This is a genomic window from Candidatus Defluviilinea gracilis, from assembly GCF_057138825.1.
In genome coordinates, this window is record NZ_DBNHEF010000079.1 from 105,524 (window position 1) to 126,602 (window position 21,079).

The 21,079-nt window shown below is 54.5% G+C and carries 19 protein-coding genes and 1 other RNA gene; 9 read left to right on the forward strand and 11 right to left on the reverse strand.

What is annotated here, in order from left to right; all coding sequences use genetic code 11:
* Position 1: 1 nt before the first annotated feature.
* Together AC16KF_RS15970 and AC16KF_RS15975 are read left to right on the forward strand one after the other, a co-directional pair.
* Positions 2 to 415 (forward strand): type II toxin-antitoxin system HicB family antitoxin, encoded by a 414-nt coding sequence (locus AC16KF_RS15970; protein ID WP_484038343.1) that lies wholly within the window; start codon positions 2 to 4, stop codon positions 413 to 415.
* 355 nt (positions 416 to 770) lie between these two features.
* Complete coding sequence (locus AC16KF_RS15975) at positions 771 to 1,394, forward strand: hypothetical protein (RefSeq protein ID WP_484038344.1); 624 nt, start codon at positions 771 to 773, stop codon at positions 1,392 to 1,394.
* Between the two features lie 129 nt (positions 1,395 to 1,523).
* Here the strand turns inward: AC16KF_RS15975 and mfd are convergent, their stop codons facing one another.
* From mfd to AC16KF_RS15990, 3 genes are all read right to left on the reverse strand, one after another.
* A complete protein-coding gene (gene mfd, locus AC16KF_RS15980; RefSeq protein ID WP_484038345.1) occupies positions 1,524 to 5,051 on the reverse strand; it encodes a transcription-repair coupling factor in 3,528 nt (1,175 codons plus the stop codon).
* A gap of 88 nt (positions 5,052 to 5,139) precedes the next feature.
* On the reverse strand, positions 5,140 to 5,721 hold the full coding sequence (gene pth / locus AC16KF_RS15985) for an aminoacyl-tRNA hydrolase (protein WP_484038346.1): 582 nt from the start codon (positions 5,719 to 5,721) through the stop codon (positions 5,140 to 5,142).
* Between the two features lie 31 nt (positions 5,722 to 5,752).
* The gene (locus AC16KF_RS15990; RefSeq protein WP_484038347.1) at positions 5,753 to 6,361 is read right to left on the reverse strand and encodes a hypothetical protein; all 609 of its coding nucleotides are present in this window, start codon (positions 6,359 to 6,361) and stop codon (positions 5,753 to 5,755) included.
* Between the two features lie 179 nt (positions 6,362 to 6,540).
* Between AC16KF_RS15990 and AC16KF_RS15995 the strand changes: the two genes are divergently transcribed.
* On the forward strand, positions 6,541 to 6,915 hold the full coding sequence (locus AC16KF_RS15995; RefSeq protein ID WP_484038348.1) for a roadblock/LC7 domain-containing protein: 375 nt from the start codon (positions 6,541 to 6,543) through the stop codon (positions 6,913 to 6,915).
* 166 nt (positions 6,916 to 7,081) lie between these two features.
* A complete protein-coding gene (locus AC16KF_RS16000; protein WP_484038349.1) occupies positions 7,082 to 8,689 on the forward strand; it encodes a CTP synthase in 1,608 nt (535 codons plus the stop codon).
* Between the two features lie 90 nt (positions 8,690 to 8,779).
* On the opposite strand, the gene AC16KF_RS16005 is transcribed toward AC16KF_RS16000, so the two are convergent.
* The gene (locus AC16KF_RS16005) at positions 8,780 to 9,610 is read right to left on the reverse strand and encodes a TerC family protein (RefSeq protein ID WP_484038350.1); all 831 of its coding nucleotides are present in this window, start codon (positions 9,608 to 9,610) and stop codon (positions 8,780 to 8,782) included.
* 324 nt (positions 9,611 to 9,934) lie between these two features.
* Between AC16KF_RS16005 and AC16KF_RS16010 the strand changes: the two genes are divergently transcribed.
* The gene (locus AC16KF_RS16010) at positions 9,935 to 10,459 is read left to right on the forward strand and encodes a zinc ribbon domain-containing protein (RefSeq protein WP_484038351.1); all 525 of its coding nucleotides are present in this window, start codon (positions 9,935 to 9,937) and stop codon (positions 10,457 to 10,459) included.
* A 252-nt stretch (positions 10,460 to 10,711) separates the two neighbouring features.
* On the opposite strand, the gene AC16KF_RS16015 is transcribed toward AC16KF_RS16010, so the two are convergent.
* The 3 genes from AC16KF_RS16015 to AC16KF_RS16025 form a co-directional block, all read right to left on the reverse strand.
* Entirely contained in the window at positions 10,712 to 13,960 is a 3,249-nt protein-coding gene (locus AC16KF_RS16015; protein ID WP_484038352.1) for a GAF domain-containing protein, read from the reverse strand.
* 3 nt (positions 13,961 to 13,963) lie between these two features.
* Positions 13,964 to 14,371: an ATP-binding protein gene (locus AC16KF_RS16020; protein ID WP_484038353.1), complete on the reverse strand. Its 408-nt coding sequence runs from the start codon at positions 14,369 to 14,371 to the stop codon at positions 13,964 to 13,966.
* A gap of 93 nt (positions 14,372 to 14,464) precedes the next feature.
* On the reverse strand, positions 14,465 to 14,800 hold the full coding sequence (locus tag AC16KF_RS16025) for an STAS domain-containing protein (RefSeq protein ID WP_484038354.1): 336 nt from the start codon (positions 14,798 to 14,800) through the stop codon (positions 14,465 to 14,467).
* Between the two features lie 178 nt (positions 14,801 to 14,978).
* Between AC16KF_RS16025 and AC16KF_RS16030 the strand changes: the two genes are divergently transcribed.
* The 4 genes from AC16KF_RS16030 (at position 14,979) to AC16KF_RS16045 (ending at position 16,827) form a co-directional block, all read left to right on the forward strand.
* Positions 14,979 to 15,404 (forward strand): response regulator, encoded by a 426-nt coding sequence (locus AC16KF_RS16030; protein WP_484038355.1) that lies wholly within the window; start codon positions 14,979 to 14,981, stop codon positions 15,402 to 15,404.
* Positions 15,405 to 15,511: 107 nt separating this feature from the next.
* An RNA gene (gene ffs, locus AC16KF_RS16035) (signal recognition particle sRNA small type) lies at positions 15,512 to 15,610 on the forward strand.
* 9 nt (positions 15,611 to 15,619) lie between these two features.
* Positions 15,620 to 15,967: a hypothetical protein gene (locus AC16KF_RS16040; RefSeq protein ID WP_484038356.1), complete on the forward strand. Its 348-nt coding sequence runs from the start codon at positions 15,620 to 15,622 to the stop codon at positions 15,965 to 15,967.
* Positions 15,964 to 16,827 carry a hypothetical protein gene (locus tag AC16KF_RS16045; RefSeq protein WP_484038357.1) on the forward strand — a complete coding sequence of 288 codons (864 nt, stop codon included), beginning with the start codon at positions 15,964 to 15,966 and terminating at the stop codon, positions 16,825 to 16,827. The genes AC16KF_RS16040 and AC16KF_RS16045 overlap by 4 nt, the downstream gene beginning before the upstream one ends.
* A gap of 30 nt (positions 16,828 to 16,857) precedes the next feature.
* Here the strand turns inward: AC16KF_RS16045 and AC16KF_RS16050 are convergent, their stop codons facing one another.
* The 4 genes from AC16KF_RS16050 to AC16KF_RS16065 are packed head-to-tail and all read right to left on the reverse strand — an operon-like array spanning position 16,858 to position 21,027.
* Complete coding sequence (locus tag AC16KF_RS16050; protein WP_484038358.1) at positions 16,858 to 18,282, reverse strand: LCP family protein; 1,425 nt, start codon at positions 18,280 to 18,282, stop codon at positions 16,858 to 16,860.
* Between the two features lie 23 nt (positions 18,283 to 18,305).
* Positions 18,306 to 18,881, reverse strand: a complete 576-nt coding sequence (locus tag AC16KF_RS16055; protein ID WP_484038359.1) for a HEAT repeat domain-containing protein — start codon at positions 18,879 to 18,881, stop codon at positions 18,306 to 18,308.
* Between the two features lies 1 nt (position 18,882).
* Positions 18,883 to 19,101, reverse strand: a complete 219-nt coding sequence (locus tag AC16KF_RS16060) for a Trm112 family protein (RefSeq protein WP_484038360.1) — start codon at positions 19,099 to 19,101, stop codon at positions 18,883 to 18,885.
* A gap of 39 nt (positions 19,102 to 19,140) precedes the next feature.
* Positions 19,141 to 21,027: a VanW family protein gene (locus tag AC16KF_RS16065; protein WP_484038361.1), complete on the reverse strand. Its 1,887-nt coding sequence runs from the start codon at positions 21,025 to 21,027 to the stop codon at positions 19,141 to 19,143.
* Positions 21,028 to 21,079: the final 52 nt, after the last annotated feature.

The window sequence follows — 21,079 nt, forward strand, 5'->3', positions numbered from 1 at the left end:
AATGCGCTATCCAGTTGTTATTCACAAAGACCCTAACAGCGATTACGGCGTGACCGTTCCAGATGTGGCGGGATGCTTTAGCGCGGGCGCAACCCTCGATGAAGCATTATCGGAAGTTGTCGAAGCCATCGAGGCACATTTAGAAGGTATGCTAATTGACGGGGAAGCCATACCCACGCCTCAAACCATCGAATATCATCAGAACAACCCCGACTATGCCGACGGCGTTTGGGCGGTCGTTTCAGTGGACGCGGCGAAACTTTCGGGCAAGTCGAAGCGGGTAAATATTACGTTGCCCGAACGAGTGTTGAACTTGATGGATAAATTCGCCTCCGACAATGGAGAAACCCGCTCAGGGTTAATCACTCAAGCGACTCTCGAATACATTGCGTCGCATGAGGGAACTGCGGAATAAGGCATAAGGGACAATCTGCTCGGCGGACAATGCACGGCGGGATTCGTCCTCACCGACCTGTACGAAGACGTGATGACCGATTCGCCGCTGGGGAAATATCATCCTAACTACATTGCCACGCGGGCGGTGAAGATGTAGAATGAGGGCGGAAATAAATTCGATTCAGGATATTCGTTCACTGGAGAACAACGATACTATCGCGCTGGTGATGAGGGGTGGGAAGGTTGTGAAGGGATAAAGAGCAAGGGAGTGAGTGCTATAATTTATTCATCAAATTTTAACTTTCGGCGGTATAACCCTAGTTGAGCAGACAAATACCAAAACAATGTGAATTAATATACCTGTAAGGATGAGCATGAAAAAAGTTCATAAATTTTTGCTTCTTCTCTTGGCTTTTGCATTATTTAGATGCGACATGCCTCAAATTAATTTTGCGCCCAATAAGGATGCTCCTCGAAAACTGGTCGTAGATCCAAATTATGAGATAGGGGGGCGCCTGTACTATCAACAAGCAGGATTCTCGTTTGAACCATATCAACAAGCTGCGAAAGATGAAATAAGTTTATCCGAATTAGATAACGATATTCATTCTATCTGTATACAAAACGATGAGTTTACTTTTTGTATTTATGGAACAAAAACTGACCCTCGTTTCAAATCTACATCCGATTTATCGGATTATTGGGTGTCCAGCTTTATGGATAAAGAGGAGGAAAAAGTAGTAATAACTCAAGCAATAGAAACTTCCATAATTGCAAATGGCAATGAAGGCACTGCCGTAGAATTGATTATTGAGAGTGAGAAATTTATGGGATTCACTTTCAGCGGTGAAATAATTGTCTTACAGATTTCTACGAACCAATATTTAATTGCATATGGTTTTTCAAACAGAGATCACAGGTACAATGTAGGTGCATGGTACACACGAGGTCAAAAGATTTTTGAGTCTATGGTAAGCACAGTTGAATTCATACAATAAAGTCTGCTCCAAAAAGCGCGCACCCAACGCTGGGGATTCAGGCGCGATTCCAAACTTTGTTCTACCCCTGGGAATTTTTCCAGTCGGACGGCGTACCGCCGCCCACCCCAGCGCAAGTCACGCCAGCCGTTAAACTAACCTCCCCAACACATCCAACAATTTCCCCTCCCATTCCTCCCCGAACGAACACCAATACGCGGACTTGCCGCCGCGGATGCCTGCGCCAAGATCAGCGAGGCGTTTGGGTTCCGTGCCGTTTGTGGGAGTTGGGTAACGCAGGACGATCTGTCCGCTTTCCCAATTGATGGATGACAATCCCGCCTTCTCGGCTCGCAGTTTGACTCGCATCTGGTAAAACAGATTCGCGGTCATGTCGGGCAATTCGCCAAAGCGATCTTTGAACTCGGACGCCAGCGCGTCGATTTCGGTTTCGTCGCGCAAATCCGCGATGCGACGATACAGACGCAAGCGCAAATCCTGATCGGGGATGTACTCAGCAGGGATTCCGACGGCGAGGGGGAGGTCAACGTTCACGGGCATGGACAAAGGCAAGTCAAAGGTCGAAGGTCGAAAAGTCAAACTTGGTTCTTCAACTTTTGACATTTGACCTTTGACCGTTCTTATCCGTCTCACCGCATCCGCCAACAACCGCGTGTACAAATGAAATCCCACCGCTTGAATGTGACCCGATTGACGCGTGCCGAGCAATTCGCCCGCGCCGCGGATCTCAAGGTCGCGCATGGCGATCGAATAGCCCGCGCCGAGTTGCGTGTTTTCGGCGATCACTTCGAGCCGCTGTTGACCGTCCACGGTGGGGGTCAGCTTGTTGTGGCGAAAAAAGTAGGAGTAGGCGCGCGCAGCTCCACGTCCGACACGACCGCGTAGTTGATAGAGTTGAGCCAAGCCGAAGGTGTCGGCGCGGTCCACGATGAGCGTGTTCGCGTTGGGGATGTCCAATCCCGATTCGATGATCGTCGTTGACAATAAAATATCGGTATCGCCGTTGTTGAAGCGATGCATCACTTCCGAGAGTTGATTCTCTGGCATCTGCCCGTGACCGATATCCACGTTCGCTTCGGGGACGAGTTGATTGAGATGCGCGCGCATCGCGTCGATGGTCTGGACGCGGTTATGCACAAAGAAAATTTGTCCGCCGCGTTCGAGTTCGCGCAGGATCGCCTGCCGCACAAGTTTCGGCGAATACGGACCGACATGCGTGACGATGGGCAGTCGCTCCTCGGGCGGCGTGTTGAGATTCGAAATGTCGCGCACGCCCGTGAGCGCCATGTACAACGTGCGCGGGATCGGCGTGGCGGTGAGAGTCAACACGTCCACTTCGGTGCGGAGTTTTTTGAGATGCTCCTTGTGTGTGACGCCGAAGCGTTGCTCTTCGTCAATGACGACCAAGCCGAGTTCTTTGAATTGCACATCGCCAGAGATCAAACGATGCGTGCCGACAACGATATCAATTTCGCCGATGGCGAGTCCGTGCAGAATTGTTGTTTGCTCGCGCGGCGTGCGGAAGCGCGAAAGCATTTCTACTTTCACAGGGAACGCGGCGAGCCTCTGCAAAAATGTTTCGTAATGTTGTTGCGCCAATACAGTCGTTGGCACAAGGATCGCTACTTGCTTGCCGTCCATCACGGCTTTGAACGCGGCGCGTAACGCCACTTCGGTTTTTCCATAACCAACATCGCCGCACAACAAACGATCCATCGGGCGCGACGATTCCATATCGCGCTTGATGTCGTTCAACGCGCGCAGTTGATCCTCGGTCTCCACATACGGAAAAGAATCTTCCAATTCTTTTTGCCACGCGGTATCGGGCTTGAAAGAATATCCCAGCGCCACATGACGGCGCGCGTACAAGTCCAACATCTCTTGCGCCACTTCCAACACCGCGGCTTTCACGCGTCCTTTTTTCTCGTGCCACTCCTGCCCGCCCAAACGATCCAACGCGGGCGCCGCGCCCTCCGCGCCCACATAACGCGTCAACCGATCCGCTTGATGCACAGGCACGAACAACTGCCCGCCGCCGTCATATTCCACCGCGAGAAATTCGCGCGCGTGATTATCCAACTCGCGTTGCACCAATCCGCCAAACCGCCCGACGCCGTGATCAATGTGCACCACATAATCGCCCACGTTCAAATCGGCATACACCGATTCGGGAGTCTCGGCAACAGGTCGCTGGCGCGTGCGGGGTTGAGGGCGTTCCCAGCCGAAGATCTCCGAATCGGTTATCAAGTGAAGTCGTGGTAAAGATTCGTAATTAGTAATTGGTAATTGCGAGTCGAGAATTGGAGAATTAGAGGATTGGAGATTGAGGACGAATCCCTCTGATAAAGATGACTCGATAAAGAGCGGCGGTTCATTCGACGGGTCGGGCTGGTTCGCCTCTCCCCAAAGTTCCTCCAACCTTTTAGCCTGCCGCGACACGACGATGACGGATTCCTTTTTCGAGATCAATCCCGCAACATAGTCAACAAAATTCTTCAGCCTCCCCCCGAATCTTTCGTCATGACCAAAGCGAGAAGCCAAAGACTCCTCAAAGTCTCCAGTCTCTAGTCTCTGCTCTCCAACCTCTTCCCTCGCAGAGTAGCCCAACTCCACCAACCCACCCTGCACGCCATCGTACAACTCCGACCACGGAACATACGGCAACGGGAACTCAGCGGACAACGTCTCTTCCGCGATACTCTCCTGCCTGAACTTGACCGCCTGCGCCTCGACCTCCTCCGCCATCGATTCGATGATGGACAGGTCGTCAATCAACACGATGGCTTTTTGAGGGAGATAATCGAGCAACGTCGCGGGTTGTAAATGAAGAAGAGGGATGTGGAATTCGGAAATATTATCTTCCCGTTCAATCCGCAGTTGAACTGCGGATTGCTCTTCGTTCGATTGTTCCGTCAGCAGTTGAACTGCTGACGGATCGTGACGAACCAAATATTCCCGCGCGGGCGTGACGAGGACCGAATCCAATTTTTCAATCGTGCGCTGGGAGGCGGGGTCGAATCTGCGAATCGTTTCGATCTCGTCGCCGAAGAAATCCAAACGGACAGGCATCGTCTCGGCAGTTGCCCAGATGTCGAGAATCCCTCCCCTGCTGGAGAATTGTCCAGGCTCCAGCACGGTGTTGACGCGCTGGTAGCCGATCTCTGCCCAACTCCGCAAGAGCGAATCGGGTTGAATGGTTTGATTGACCGATAACTTCTTGCACGCCTTGAGGAAGTCGCGCCGCGGCATCGTGCGCGTCATCAACGAGCGAATGGAGGTCACGAACACGGGAGGGGCTTCGGGTTTTGGAGTAAATGGTAAATGGTAAGTGGAAAGTGCGGTCAACGCTTGCAGGCGGTCGCGGCGAGTGGTCACGCCCCACGCGGCTTGCTCGTAAAACAACGGATTCGGCTCCGCAAAATGATAACGCGGCGACTTGACCCAAAATCCCAACTCATCGAACATGGACAACGCGTGGTCGGCGCGATCGGTGATGAAGAGGATTGGTTGCCCAATATCCTCCAGCAACGCCGCAAGCACAGGCAATCGTGCCGCGCGCGGAAGTCCCAGCCCAGCGATTTGTTTCCCCGCTTTGAGTTGGGAAAGAAGATTCTGATATTGTGGGAGCGAACGGATGGAGTTGAGGATGGAGAGCATAGGTAGAGAGCAGAGGATTAGAGGATTAGAGAGTAGAAAGTAGAGGATTGGTAACGAACCAGTCTCTAGTCATCTAGTCTCTAGTCATCTAATCTCTTGCGTCACCATTAAATTTATTCATCGCCGCATTCAAACCATTCACCACAAACTCAAGCGCGGCGTCGGCGGCGCGGTCGAGGAGTTCGGAGAGGGATTTCAAGTCGTCGCGCGAAAAGTTTTGCAGGACGTAATCGGCGGGGTCCATGCGACCAGGCGGGCGACCGATGCCGAGTCTCATGCGGGGAATATCTTTCGTGCCGAGTTTTTCCAAAATGGACGACAAGCCGCGCTGTCCGCCAGGTCCGCCCGAGGCGCGGATGCGGATGGTGCCGAAGGGCAGATCGAGATCATCGGAGAGGATCATTAGGTTTTCGTTGGGAATCTTATAGAAGTGAGCCAGTCCCTGCACCGATTGACCTGAGAGATTCATGTACGTCTGCGGCTTGGCGAGGATGAGTTTGTGATCCTCATATTTTGAATCCATCACGATGGCTTTCGATTGGACTTTCATGCCGCGCGCGTTGAGTCGCACTGCGAGACGGTCAATTGCCATGAAGCCAAAGTTGTGACGTGTGTTGGCGTATTCACGTCCTGGGTTGCCGAGTCCGATGAGGAGGTAGGGGTCTGTCATGTGTCAAGTTCCAAGTTTCATGTTTCAAGTTTCAAGTATTACGGAGGCGGAGGAGGATGGCGGAGAAAATGAATAAGCCGATGATGACCAAGGCTCCGCGAGCGAGGCTGGCGAGGATGGTGGATCGAGTCAATGAGGCGGGGTTGGCTGGGAGAGGCGTCGGGGTTGGGCGCGGGACTTCGGTGGGAGTGGGCGAGGCGGCGAGGAGGAATGGGGTTGGGATTTGTACTCCAATGGAGGATTCGGGCGTGGAAGTCACAACAGGCGTTGGAGTGAATATCGGCGCGTCGTTTTGGATGGTGATGGGGACTGTCGCTTCTTGGAATGTCCCGTCGGCGAGGGTGACGCGCAAGCGCAGGATGTAGGCGCCGTCGGTGATGGAGGCAGTGTTCCAGAGGTAGAGAGGCGAGTCAAGCGCGGGCTGAGATAACGCGGCTAGGGGGAACCAGCCATCCCCGTCGTCTGAAGCGTATTTGAAGTCCAGTTGAGCGGAGAAGAAATTTGGAATATCCGTCGAGCCGATGACCGTAATTTCTCCATGCAAAACTTCGCCCGCCGCGGGAGAGGTGATCGCTACGGGCGGCGAATCCTGCGCGGCGAGGAGCAACAAAACGAAGGGGAGAAGGAGGCGGGTCTTCATTAGTCGAACGTTCAAGTTTAACACGAAGGGATACATGGGTCAATTTTGTATGATGCAAGTGACGCTTCGACTTCGTGGCGCGAACACCACGCGCCACGAAGTCGAAGCGCGGAACCGTCGCAATGACATGCAAAATGAAGTATGGTAAACTTTGGCAGATTTATTTTAGGAGAATTGTTATGGCAAAATCCCGCGCCGACCAGATCGTGGACCGATTACGAAACATGCAAGCCGCCGCGCCCGATATCGAGGCTTCGGCCGTTGTTTCTGTGGACGGGTTGATCATGGCTTCGGCTTTGCAGCAAGGCGTGGAGGAAGATCGCGTGTCGGCAATGTCGGCGGCGATGCTCTCGCTCGGCGAGCGGATCTCCAACGAGTTGGGACGCGGAGGGTTGGAGCAGGTGTACATCAAAGGCGATGCGGGGTCGATCGTGTTGACGTCTATTGGGCAGGAAGCAGTGTTAACTGCCATGGCGCGGCATGAAGCGAAACTCGGTTTGATCTTTCTCGAGATGCGGCGCGCCGCGGAAGATATTGTGAAACTGGTCGGATGAAATCGAAGAACTGCCAGAACACACAGGAAATGCAATCCCCGACGGGGAGGGCTGAAACGCCCTCCCCGTTTCTTTTAATGGGGTGGAGGCAGGGCGGGGTTGAGGCAGAGGATTGGAGAATTAGAGGATTAGAGGTTAGAGGATTAGAGAATTGGAGAATTATTTTATGACCACAAAATATTTATTTTTCACGGGCGGGGTTGTTTCTTCGGTTGGCAAAGGCGTGACTGCGGCGGCGACAGGACTCTTGCTGAAGGAACGAGGTTTCAATGTGACCGTGCAGAAATTGGATCCGTATATCAACGTGGACCCTGGCACGATGAGTCCGTACCAACATGGAGAGGTGTACGTGCTCGATGACGGCGCGGAAACGGACCTCGATCTGGGTCACTACGAACGATTCATTGACATCCGCCTCAGCCGTTCGTCCAACTTCACCAGCGGACAGGTCTACGCCGAGATCATCGGCAAAGAACGGCGCGGCGATTTTCTTGGCGGGACGATTCAGGTCATTCCGCACATTACGAATGAGATCAAGCGGCGAGTCGCGTCCATTGGCAAAGAGACGAATGCCGATATTGTACTGGTCGAGGTCGGCGGGACGGTTGGCGACATCGAGTCGCAGCCGTTTCTCGAAGTGCTGAGACAACTCCGCAACGAGGTCGGGCGCGAGAACGTGTTCTTCATCCACGTGACGTGGTTGCCGTACATCAAAGCGACGGGCGAGATCAAGACCAAGCCCACGCAACACTCCGTGGCGGCGTTGCGCTCGATCGGTATTTCGCCAAACATGATCATCGCGCGTTCAGATTATCCTGTTGACAAAGATATTTGCGACAAGATCGCGCTGTTCTGCGACGTGGAAAAAGAAGCCGTCGTGCCGATGATCACGAGCGATGTGTTGTATGAAGTCCCGCTTTTGTTGGAGAAGGCGGGCGTCAGCGATTATCTCGTTGAGAAGTTGAACATGAAAGCCACGCGCAGGGTGGACATGAAGCCATGGGAGAAACTTGTGGAGCGCGTGAGAAAACCGAAGCAAACGGTGAAAGTTGCCTTGGTTGGAAAATATGTCGAACTGCAAGACGCGTATATGTCGGTGCGCGAGGCGTTGAAACATGCCGCGCTCGCCAACGACGTGGAAGTGGAGATCGGCTGGGTGCACGCGGCTGACCTCGAAAAAGACAAAGGCTGGGATGTGGTGCAAAACGCGGATGGCATCCTCGTCCCTGGCGGGTTCGGCTCGCGCGGCATCGAAGGGAAAATTTTAGCGGCGCGGTATGCGCGCGAGAAGAAAGTTCCGTATCTCGGTCTGTGTTTGGGGATGCAAGTGATGTGCATTGAATTCGCGCGCGGCGTGTTGAATCACGAAGATGCCAACTCCTCTGAGTTTGATCGCGGCTCGGAATATCCCGTCATTGACTTGATGCTCGACCAACGCGCGATCACCGACATGGGCGGCACGATGCGGCTCGGCTTATATCCCTGCGAATTGCAGGAAGGCTCGAAAGCCGCCAAAGCCTACGGCGAGAAAAAAGTGGAGGAACGTCACCGCCATCGCTTCGAGTTCAACAACAATTACAAAAAAGATTTTGAGAAGGCAGGCATGGTTTTCTCAGGCATGTCTCCCGACGGCAAACTGGTGGAAATCGTCGAGATCGAGGATCATCCATTCATGGTGGCGAGTCAGTTCCACCCTGAGTTTTTGTCGCGCCCGATGAAGCCGCATCCGTTGTTTGTGGGGTTTATGAAAGCGGTGAGGGATGGGAGGAAGTGAAAGCAGTGAGCAGTGAGTAGTGAGCAGTGAGCAGTGAGCAGTGTGCAAAAAGGACTTCCGTATTTCTCGGAAGTCCTTTTTGATTCGACGTTATTTTCGTTTCTTTGTAGATTTCTTTTTTGGGATAGATTTCACCGAACGGGTCTTTGGAGCCGACACCTCCGCCATCGCAGGGACAGGAGCGCTGGCTTGGTATGGACTGCGCAGTTGCACAGGCTCGGAGCGTTGGCGCATCCGCAAGTTCAGCGTTTCCACCATCACAGAGAAGCCCATGGCGAAGTAGATATATCCCTTCGGGATGTGCACGTCAAGACTTTCGACGACCAGCGTAAAGCCAATCAACAGCAAGAAACTGAGCGCAAGCATCTTGATCGTGGGATGTCCCTCGACAAAATTGCTGAGAGGGGCGGCAAGGAAGATCATCACTAATGCGGCGATGATGACCGCCGCGATCATGATCGGCAACTCATCCACCATGCCGACGGCGGTGATGACCGAATCGAGCGAGAAGACGATGTCCAACAACATGATCTGAACGATCACGCTCCAAAACGAGGCATGGACTTTGGCGGAGGCATGTCCTTCGGAGCCTTCCAGTTTCTCATGAATTTCGCGCGTGGCTTTCCAGATCAAGAAAATGCCGCCCGCCAGAAGGACGATGTCGCGCTCGGAAAGGGTATACCCCATCACGGTAAATATGGGATCCTTGAGGTTGATGATCCACGAGAGAGAGAACAACAACAGCAACCGCGTCACCACCGCCAACAAAATGCCTGTGGTACGGGCGCGCGACTGATCTTCAACGGGCAACTTGCCCGCCAGAATCGAAATAAAGATAATATTATCCACGCCGAGGACGAGTTCCAGCACAACGAGCGTGAGGAACGCGATCCAAGTTTGGGGTTGTAAAAGCCACTCCATGTAAGACTCCTATAATTTGAATGAGGCAAAGTATACCCGAACATGGATTCGCCTTGCAGTTGAAATTTCCGGGCGCGGCGAAACAGGCGTCTTCGCCACACACAAAGTTGCACCTCCCAAAGTTTAGGGCAATCGCATTTGGTTTTTTTCCGCTAATCCTCACGAATTCACGCTAATCTTTCTCGGAAAATTTCGCGCAGATTGGCGAAGAGTAGCAGATTCGAAGGCAAAACACCGTGTTTTGAGCCTCGAGATTTTCAAATGCGATTGCCTTATACCCAAAGTTCCCGCGCTTCGCAATATGAGATAAAATATCGACACGTTATGAATCTTGACCCCTCATTTCTCAGCAACATTATCCTGGTCTTGACAGGTTTCGGCGCCGCCTTCATCGCCGCGTTATGGATCGCGCTCGTCATTTGGACGTATCGCGATATCCGCACGCGCGCGCGCGATCCGCTCGCGCAGACCCTGGCAACGCTTCTTGTCGCCGTATTGAGTCTGCCGGGCATCCTCGTGTATTTGATCCTACGCCCGCCGAAGACCCTCGAAGAAGATTACCAAAAGACGTTGGAAGAAGAAGCGCTCCTTCAGGCTCTCGAAGATTTACCCCTCTGCCCCGGTTGCGAACGGCGCGTCAAAGATGACTGGCAGGTATGCCCGAACTGTCACACCAAATTGAAAAAGAACTGCGAGAACTGCAACAAACTGATGGAACTCCCGTGGAACATCTGCCCCTACTGCGGCGCTTCCGCCACCGGCGCGCGCCGCGACGCGACAAGCTTGGACGATGCCCTGCGCGGGTTAAAAGTAGACGAAACCGCCGGGGAAGTCAAAGCAGAAGGATAAAAATCAACTCGCCACCTGACCTTTTCTTGTTTGGACGCTGAGAAACGCAATTCAAAACTCCGCGACTCAGTGTCGCCATGGTTCAAACTGTGGCGGAGAGATTGCTTGGTTTAATTGATAATCTGCCACATGTCGCATGACGAGAGCCGAATCAACCCCGACTGCGTAACATCAGTGAACAGAAAACTCGCTTCAAGAACGAAGCGGGTTTTTTATTTACAAACCGTCCGGTCAACCACAAATACCCGCGCTTCACATCCGTCTCACTGCCAGCATCGTTAAATCATCGGCGGGAGGCATATCTTGAATAAAATCGAGCAGCGCTTTTTCCACCACGTCGATCAAATCTGAAGCCGAGGCGCAGAGATTTGTCAACAAGGCGTCGATGAGTCGCGCTTCTCCAAAAAATTCGCTTTCGTTATTGAACGATTCGGTCAAGCCATCAGTATAGAAAAGGATGTTATCACCGCCCGCCAGTTGGATGGTCTTCTGTTCGACGCCATGATCCGTCGAAACGCCGAGGGCAATGGCAGTTCGGGTAAGTTTTTCGATCGAGCCATCCTGTTTCACCCAGATCGGCGGGTTGTGCCCCGCGTTGACATAGGTTAATTCGTTGCTGGCGGTATCCAGCACCGCATAAATCGCCGTGACGAACATCCCCTGGCGCGTATCGGGAATCAAAAGCTCGTTGACGCGCGCCAACGCCTGGGCAGGCGACTCGGTCTCGAGCACGGCGGCTCGCACCAGCGTCCGCGTGAGCGCCATGAACAACGCCGCCGGCACGCCTTTATCTGCCACATCCGCGATGAACAAACCGATCCTTCCGTTGGGCAGGTCGAACACATCGTAGAAATCGCCGCCCACCTGGCGCGCCGTTTTCCAACGCGCTGAGAAGTCCCAGCCCTCCACTTGCGGGAGCGCGTCGGGGAGGAAGGTCTGCTGAATTTGGCGAGCCAACTGCACTTCCGTTTCGAGGCGCTCGCGCACCACCATCTCCTTTTGCAGAAGGTCGTTTTGAATCGCCAGCGCGGCTTGTTGGGCGATTCCGGTAATGATTTCCAGGCGGCGGGCGCGGAAACGCAATCCTCCCTCCGCCTCTTCGATGAGCATCACGCCGTACAACGTATCCTTGACGGCGATCGGGACGGCGAACAACAAGGCGTTGGGGTTGGCAAGATTCGCTTCCTCCGACGGGCTGGCTGATAACCACGCCTGTAACCCTCCCTGTCCTTCGAGCGGACACGCTAACATCCCCGTGGCGCCGCGGCATAAATCGAGGAAAGTAAATTCACCCGGTGAAAACGACCGCTCCCAGAATTGCCTTTCATCCTCGACGCTCAGCCCATAATTTTGCGTGGGCGCAAATTGCTCATGAGAAGCATCCCATTGATACAAAGCGGCGCGTTGCACACCGGTGAGGATCGGCATGATACGGATGATCGTGCCGAGAATTTCATCGAGATCATTCAGGCTGACGATTGCCTGCGCCACCTGCAACAACGCCGCCGACGCGTACGCCTGTTCCTGCGCCACATCGTACAAGCGCGTGTTTTCAATGGCGACCGCCGCGTAACTGGCGAACGTGGTAGCCACAGCTTGCGCTTCACGCCCATATCTGCCTGCCGCGTTATGCGCGAGGGTGATCACGCCAAAGGGTTGGTCTCCCACGCGCAACGGCACAGCCAGCGCGGAATAGCTCTGGTCGAAACCTGCCGCTATACCGGAAACCCACAGCGGGTCTGTCGGCTTTCGTATCTCGGCATTTTGAGAATGAACGACTTGCATCAACCCGTCGTATGCTTCCACCGAACCATACAACGCTTTTTCAAGCACACCCTCATCGATATTATGACTCGCGGCAAGGTACAACTGGTCGTCTTCCAGCAACCAGATCGCGGAAACATCCACAGGCAGGTTGCGTTCCAATTCGGCGAGGATCACATCCAGCACATCATCCACATCTTCGTCTGCCGAGATCAAGCCGGCGACCTCGCGCAGGCTGTCTGCCACGCGCCGCCGCCATTGCTCCGACCGATAGAGCGCGGCGTTGTGAATAGCAATGGCAATATGATCTGCCACCGCCTCGAACATGAATTTATCCTCCGCGGTAAAGGCGTTGTAGCGGTCCGCTTGAATATCGAGCAAGCCGACCACTTCGCCATCGTATAACAACGGCACGCAGATTTCGGATTTGGTGTTTTCCGGCGGAAAAGGCGAGGGCACATAGCGTTTATCCTTGCGCACATCGTTGGTAATCACCGTCTTCCCTTCGCGCGCCACCCAGGGGATGATGCCCAAGGAGTTATCCATGGAGATCGCAAACCCCTCCGAGCCCGCGTCGCGTTCGCCGCTACCCGCCTGATATTCAATGACGCGGCGGTTGCGATGAACGGTAAATAAATGCACATGCGGAACCTTGAATCGCTCGTGGATCAAGTCCGACACGTTCTTCATGAGCGTGTTCAATTCCAGCGAGGCGCTCGCGCTCCGCCCTACATCGGCGATCAATGCAAGGTGGTCCGAATGGCGGCGCAGATCGCGGTAGAGCCGCGCGCTTTCGATGGCGCGCGCGATCGTGTCTGCCAGCGCATTGAGGATCAACAGATCGTTCGCGTGGAAGGCATTGACCTGATTGCTTTGCACATCCAGCACGCCAAGCACCCGCCCTTCGGTCTTAAGCGGGATGACCACCTCGGAACGCGTTTCAGGCAACGATTCAATGAATCGAAAGCGAGCGTCTTTCTTCACGTTCGGCACGACGATCCGCTCGCCATCCGACGCGGCTTCGCCGATCAACCCCTGCCCGATCTTCACATCCAACGCCACCTTGGCTTTTGATTTCCCCTTGCGCTGCGCCATGGCGCTCGAACGGAAACGAAGGTTGGCGGAAGAATTTTCACGAACGGTGAAAATCGCCACGTAATAAAAATGGAACGTTTCCTGAATAAGTTGGGTGACGCGCTCCGAAAGTTCGTTGACATCGAGCACGTTCGCGATCTGCGCGCTCACCTGGCTCACCAGATTTAACTGGTTCAATCGAAATTGCTCAACCGAGATGCGGTGCGAAGCGGTCAGACTCACAGCCACAACGCCTGCCAACCCTTCGAGCAGATTTATATCGTCTCGCTTGAAAACGGGCCCCTTTGGACGGGTAATCTGAATCGCCCCTAGGGCGGCGCCGCGATCGATGAGAGGAATCGACGCCCACGAAGGATGCGCCGCGCTTTTCGACTTTCCGCCTTTACTCCCTGCCACGATCCTGCCGCCCGCCATGGCGCGTTGCATGCCTTTGGTTGTCGGCTCGGGCGAAAAGATCGAGGCGTGTTCCGTGTTCGGCAATCGAAAAATGGATTCAGAAAGCCACAACTCCGCTTCGCCGCCCAACAGGCGCGCCGCCACATCCACAACGCGGTTACGCTGCTCGGCAAGCGATGCGGCGCTGAGCAGTTGCTCTCCCAGACGGGCAAGATCGCGCCAATCTGACGACGAGGCCTGCTTCATGCCTTATGCCTTTCTTTTGGTCATTGTGAGCGTATTACCGCGCGGGCTTGAAACGTATTCAAAGTCATCCATCAACTTGCGCATGAGAAAAATTCCCAGTCCCCCAATTTTGCGATCACTCAGGTCGGCTTGGATATCAGGCAACGGCACTTCCGAAGGATCGAAGGACTTGCCATGGTCGACCATAACAATGGTCAGGGTCTCGGCTTTCACACCGCAGGAGATCTCGAGCATTCCATCCGCGCTCCCTCTATAGGCATGTTCGATCACATTCGATGCGGCTTCGTCGGCGGCAAGCTGGATGTTGTAAACAGCCTTGTCGTTGAAGCCGTTTTCGCGGGCAATCACTCCCACAAATTCACGGATCTCGTCGAGGAATTCGAACTGTGCCGGGAACTGGACCGTCTGCATCCGATAAAACCGAAGCCGCCTCAACCGGTGGCTGAGAACGGCTCCTCTCTCGTTGCCTTCGTGTCTTTCTCCAACCTGAACAGGCTCCGCTATTTAGAAATGCCCAACCGCGTGCAGGGGGTCGTCAAAGGTTTTGAAAAGTTCTGTAAAGCCGGCCAGTTCAAGCGCTTCGCGAATCCGGTCAGGCACGCCGACGAGCACAACCTCGCCGCGATTATATTTCTTCGCATTGCGTTGCGCGGCAAGCAAGGCGCGGAACCCCGCGCTGGACATGTATTCAAGTTCGCTCATATCCATCACCAACTTGTATTTGCCCTCCTCATTGGCTTTCTCAAGGGCTTGCGCAAGTTGCGGAGCCGTCGCGCTATCCACCCGTCCCTTGACTTTGATCATTTCACAATGTTTGAATTCCTGAGTCGAAATTTCCATGGTACATCCTCCAGGTTGAATGAGCGTTTTATTGCGGTCAAAATTATAACACGACTGTCCTATCGGTTTTGTTGTGATTTTGGGACATTTAGGCGCCGCCAAAAACCGAAAATGAGTTAGAATGTTCCAAAATAAGCTATACATTATGACGAAAATTACCGGGAGACCCTACCTTGTCATGCTCGTAGAAGATAATGCGGACCACGCCGAACTTGTCATCCGCACTCTTGAAGAGCATCGTATCGCGAACGAAGTCCAACACTTTTTCGACGGGCAATCGGCGCTTGATTTTCTGCAACACCGAGGCGAATACTCCAACCCCGAGAATAAATCGCGGCCCCAGATCATCCTGCTCGACCTGCGACTGCCCAAAGTGGACGGGATCGACGTCTTAAAAACCATCAAAGAAGATGAAACCCTGAAAGCGATCCCGGTAATCATCCTCACCACCTCCGAAGCGGAAAAAGACGTTTCGAGAGCCTACTATAACCACGCGAATAGTTATCTGGTGAAACCGGTCGGCTACCCCGAATTCAAGCAACTCATGAACGATCTCCTGCATTACTGGCTTGGGTGGAATACGCAAGCGCGTTTGAATAGTTGAGCAAGTCGAAGAACAGCCAGCGCACAAATCACGCTGGCTGTTCGTTTTTAACAACCTCGCCGCCCTAATTGACACCCCTCCCCACATCGGGTATCCTTCGCCCGTCCGGGCAGGACCGGCGCGGCAGAGCCTTTCGAAACCCGCCAGGGTCGAAAGACAGCAACGGTAAGGAAGCGTTTCTGGGTGCCGCCGATCACCTGCCCGGATATTTATCCATGAAAATTAATCGCTGGCTATTTATCATCCTTGCATTCGTGATCGGCATCGGCGCCGGCCTTGCATATGGGTGGGTCATCGACCCGGTCGATTTCTTCGACCTCACGCCCGATACCCTGCGCGCCGACTTCAAAGCCGATTACGTGTTGATGGTTGCCGAGGCATATCACTCACACCGCGACCCTGGCATCTCAGCGCGGCAACTTGCCATGTTCGGCTCGCAATCTCCCACATCCATCGCCTCTCAAGGGTTGGAGTATGCGCGCTCGAACCGGTTTGCCGAGTCAGATATTGTCTTGATTCAGCAACTCGTCACCGCCCTCCAAGCCTGGAGCGGGATTCCATGAACCGCATCTTTTGGAGCGCCTTCCTCGCGCTTCTTCTCGGACTTGGAGCCGGGCTCGCCTACTCGTGGGTGATATCGCCCCTGCAAATCGTCGACGCGGTTCCCAGCGCCTTGCGCGACGACTTCAAAGACCAATACCGTTCCGCCATCGCCGCCGCGTATGTCAACACAGCGAATTTAGAACGCGCCAAAGCCCGCCTTACCCTACTGAACGATGCCGATCCCCTCGAAGCGTTGAACGCGCAAGCGCAACGCCTGCTTGCCAACGGAGACTTCCAAAACGCCGACCAACTCGCGCTCCTGTCTGCGGCTTTACAAAGCAACGGCATCAGTGTTGCGCCGCCGCCACCCTCAACTATTCCGGTTGAAATTATCCAACCCACCCAGTCACCAAACACGCCCTCCCCAATTCCCACCTCGCCTACGCAAGATATTGCGACCGCGACGCTGGGCATTACCCCAACCCAGCCCCTGCCGATCGCATCCACGCCTCGCCCGACCCAAACCCCAATTCCAACGATTGGCGTTCCGTTCAAGTTGATCGCGCAAGAAGCCTTGTGCGATTCGAATCTGCCAGACGGTTTATTACAAGTGCTTGTGCTCAATTCAAACCGCAGACAACTGCCGGGCATGGAAATCCAAATCACATGGGAAGCGAACGAGGATCGCTTTTTCACCGGCTTGAAACCCGAGTTGGGCAACGGCTACGCAGACTTCCTGATGACGCCGAACATCGCTTATGCTGTGCAACTTGCGCAAGGGAGCGATGTCGCTTCAGGGTTAATGGCTCCCGCCTGCCAGACCTCCTCGGGCGAAAATTATTTCGGCGGTTTCAAACTCACCTTCCAACAACCAAAATAAAACCTCCCTCTCTTTCAAGAGGGAGGTTCGTTATGGCATTGGGTTGTTATTCGCCCAGTCGTTGCCGATGCGGATCTCCACATCGACGGTTTGCGTCGGATCGGGCTTGATCTGAATCAGCGCGTTCTCGGTAATGCCGAACACCATTTGCAAGTATTTGAGCGTATACAGTTTTGGCGCGTACAACACGATCACCGTGCGGTCATAGGCGCGATCGGCGGGAGCGACTTCCTTGACCTGCATCCCCTGCGCCAGAAAATAATTACCGGTATTGGTTTCAAGCCCGGGGGTAAAAGAGCCATTCAACACGCGGACGCGGGCAAGGTCGAGGCGCATCAACGCGGTCAGGTCATTCTGCGGCGCCAGCGGACTCAACGCCCCAGCCGATGTGAAAATCTCATCGCGCAAAATGCGGATCTTGTCCGGCAACGGCTTCATGATGCTCGCATCCTGCCCGCCCAAAATCACGTTATCGAACGCCACCATCGTCGTATCGATCGCGCCTTGCTTGATGCTATCCGGTGGAATATCCTTGGCAAGCACTGCCAATTGGATCGCCACATCAAGCGGCATGTTCGTGCGGATGCCGGACGAAAACTCGTTGTAGAAATCGTCCGCCTGAGTGATGAGCGTGGGGAAGTTCGCCGGGTCGAGCACCTTGTCGCGGATGGCGAGGATCAACTTTTGCTGGCGCTGGGCGCGGGAAAAATCGCCCTCGCCAGATTTGCGGTGACGGGCATACGCAAGCGCCGTCGTTCCAACCAAGTGGCGAGGACCGCAACAGGTAAGCCGAATCTTGTCCTTGCCGCCGCCCACAGGATCGAGGCGCAAATCTTCGTCATTGTAAATATCGACGCCGCCGATCCGGTCGATGAATTGGACGAACGTGTTGAAATCGACCTGCGCGTAATACTGCACGGGCACGCCGATAAATTGCTCCACTGTTTTTCGCGCCAGTTCAGGTCCGCCGCCCGGTAATTTATTGCCTTCGCCGGAGGAGTACGCCGTGTTGATGCGGCTGTACCCAAAGCCCGGGATGTTCACCCACATATCGCGCGGGACGGACAACATGCCCGCCGTTTTCGTCAACGGATCGATCGTGAGGAGGATCATCGTATCGGAACGCGGGGCGCTGGTATCGGTATCGCGCGCATCCAACCCGATGATCAATACGGTAATACGGCTTGCGCCATCCCAGGCGGGCGGAAGATCGCTGGCAGGGATGATCACCGGGTCGGGCAAGTTCTCCGGCCCCGGCACAGGCGTGCCTTCGCTATTCGTGAGGGAGGGACCGTCTATCCCTGACTGCACGGTTTTACAATCTGAGGGAGCCCAGCCGGGGAGCGGAGTTAAGACCCAACAGGTGGTCAGGTTTTTGACAGCCGCGAAGGCGCCGATCGCCAGACCAGCCATGGCAACCCAGAATATCATTGTGCCCATTGAGGGGCGTTTCATGTTTTTTAGAAAATTCATTTTCATTACACCGGTTTCAAATACACCATATCCAATCCAAGTCGTTCCAAGCCTTCTTTCGCCCAATGTTGCAAGAGCGCCGAATCTTCCTCCATCACCTTCATCAACGTGGGGATGGCGCGAGGGTCGCGGATCTCCGCCAGCGCGCGGATGGCGTGAATTCTCACCGCTTGCGATTTGTGATTCACCGCTTCGATCAGCGACGGGACAGCGGGTTTGCCGATTTTGACCAACGCACGCGCCGCGAGGCTACAGACCATCGCGTCGGCATCGCTCAACGCGCGGACGAGTGGCTGGGTCGCGCTTTCGTCGGGTTTCTCTGCCAGCCCCAGTGCCGCGCATTGGCGAACTTCAGGGGCGGTATCGCTGAGAAACGGGAGCAATTGTCCCGTCGAAACATGAGGCGCTTGTGACAGCGCGCGAACCGCCCACCAACGAGTATCCACTTCAGCAGAGGCGCTCAACTTCAAAAGCGAGGGAATCGCATCTTTACCGAAATCAACGAGCGCCGAAATGGATTTTTCTGCCCGCGCTTCGTCTTTGCTGGCGAGGTCGTTCAGGAGATCTTGCAGCGCGTTCACGTTATTTCGAGGGAGGCGGGATCGGCAAGGCGCTTTCCGCTGTGCCAACCCACTTATCCCCTTCTTCGATCAACATGATCGGGATATCGTCCACGATGGGGTATTTGCGGCCACAGTCTTTGCAAATAAACCATGCGTCATTGCGCAAGTTAAGCTCGCCGCCAGTGGAGCGGACACAATTTGGGCATCGTAGAATTTCTTTTAGATTTGCGTCAATCATGGAACCTCATTTCTCGATCGCGGGCAATTCTACCACCGCCTAGGTGGATGGATTGCGGCACAATTTTTTCTCTGCCGCAAGTTTTTCGGGGTTTCTCGAATCGGGCCCAAATTGACAGATCGCCTGCCAGGGTTCGTAGTGGGTGACGAATTGATCTTGAAACAAGACTGCGCCATCTTGAGACACCGTGCGCGTGACGGTGACATCCGCGCCGTTCGCGGCGTAATCTATCTGTTTCATTTCGTTCTTGCTCAGGTCGGGGTTCTCTTCAAACAGGGGCGATGGCGCAGGGACAACGTTGACGGGTCCCGTTGTATCCCACGAAACGGTGCGCCCGGAGGAGGTGGAATACATTTTCCAGGTCAACGAACGACCGCTTTCGTTCACGTAGGTTTCCATCAGAATCCAATAGGGCGTGTCGTTTTTGAATTTAAAATCCACGAGGGGAAAATATACGGTGGCGTCCAACCCCGCCAGATCGGGGTCAACCGCGCCGCTGGCGGTCATCTCATAATATGAGACTCGATACGCGTGTGAATACCGCTCCACCACCGGGAAGCCGGCGTTGAACACAGTGCGGAACAACGTGGTGCTGACCTGGCACACCCCTCCGCCCACACCCTTGATGGTGCGGCCGCCAAAAATGATGAGCGCTTCGGCAAATCCGTTTTCGAGGCTCACATCGCCCATGGCCGCGCCCATCGAGAAGATTTCACCCGGCGCGATCATCACGCCGTGAAAGCGTTCGGCGGCGGCTTTGATATTTTGAATACGCTCCTGGCTGGAACCGTAAAAATACGATGTTTCAGAGGCGATCAGTTCGGTGATGCCCAATTCCTGCCCTGTGGCTGTGCCGGGGATTTGCGGCTGAGCCTCGTTGATCACCAACGACACCGTGTGTTCGCCGCGAAATAACGCGTCGTTGATGGTTGAGATGCTGGCGTTCACATCCATTGCGCGACCCGTTTTCGAGTCTTCCATCTTGTCCAATTGTTTCGTTTCGTCGTTGAAAATGAATTTGGCGTTGGAGGGCGCGCGATCCACTTCCGCTTTGATCGGGTTGAGCAGGTTTCGCAACCCCTCCGAATTCAACACAACATGCACTTCGGTCTGCGCTCCGTTTTGCACGCGCTGCACGCCGAGCAAACTTGCCAGCACCCGCGCATCATACACATATGGGCCGGGGTCGCTTTCCGTCGAGTTTTGAATCATCAGAGTAAGCGGCTGGCTCAGCACTTGCCGCGCCGCTTCGGCTTGCGCGCTCACATCCAGGATCTGAGGTTGGATCTCCTGCACCACCAGAGTCACTTCGCCGTCGGTAAAGGTTTGCAATTGCGCGCCGAGGTATACCATCGTTGCCTCGAGCTTCAACTCGCGTCCCACTTGCCCCGCTTTGGCGACCACGTTCGTCCCTTCGAGTTCCAGGCTCGCCTCCGCCATCGGTTGATTGATCTGCGCGCTGATCTGACTCAGATAGTGAGCCGCCACGCGCTGGTCGAACAGGATGACTGCGGGCACATCCGCGCCCGAACTGCGCGCTTGAATTTGACCGGTTAATGAACCGAATAACCCGCCGCTTCTTCCCAACTGGAAGGCGGCTCCGGCTGTGGAGGAGGGATCGAACACCATGCCTAATTCGGCTGGGGACGCCACCCAAACTTTTTCGCCATCCCGGAACAATATCTTTCCGGTGATCGGATACGATAACGTTTGGTTCAACTTCAACGCGGCTTCATCACGCGTAAGTCCGGAAAGGTCCACGCCGGCAACTGAAACGCCGGGGAAGATTCGCCCGGCATACATCAGTTGATATCCCAACGTCGAGGCGATGAGGATGCCAAGAAACAACGTCACGCCGCTGACAAACGCGGCAAGGATCTGCGGTAATGCGGGGAGGGTTCGATACGGGTTGGAAATGGAAGCCATACGTGAAAAATTATACCTTCACCGGTCAGACAAACTTAAGTCTCAACTAAGA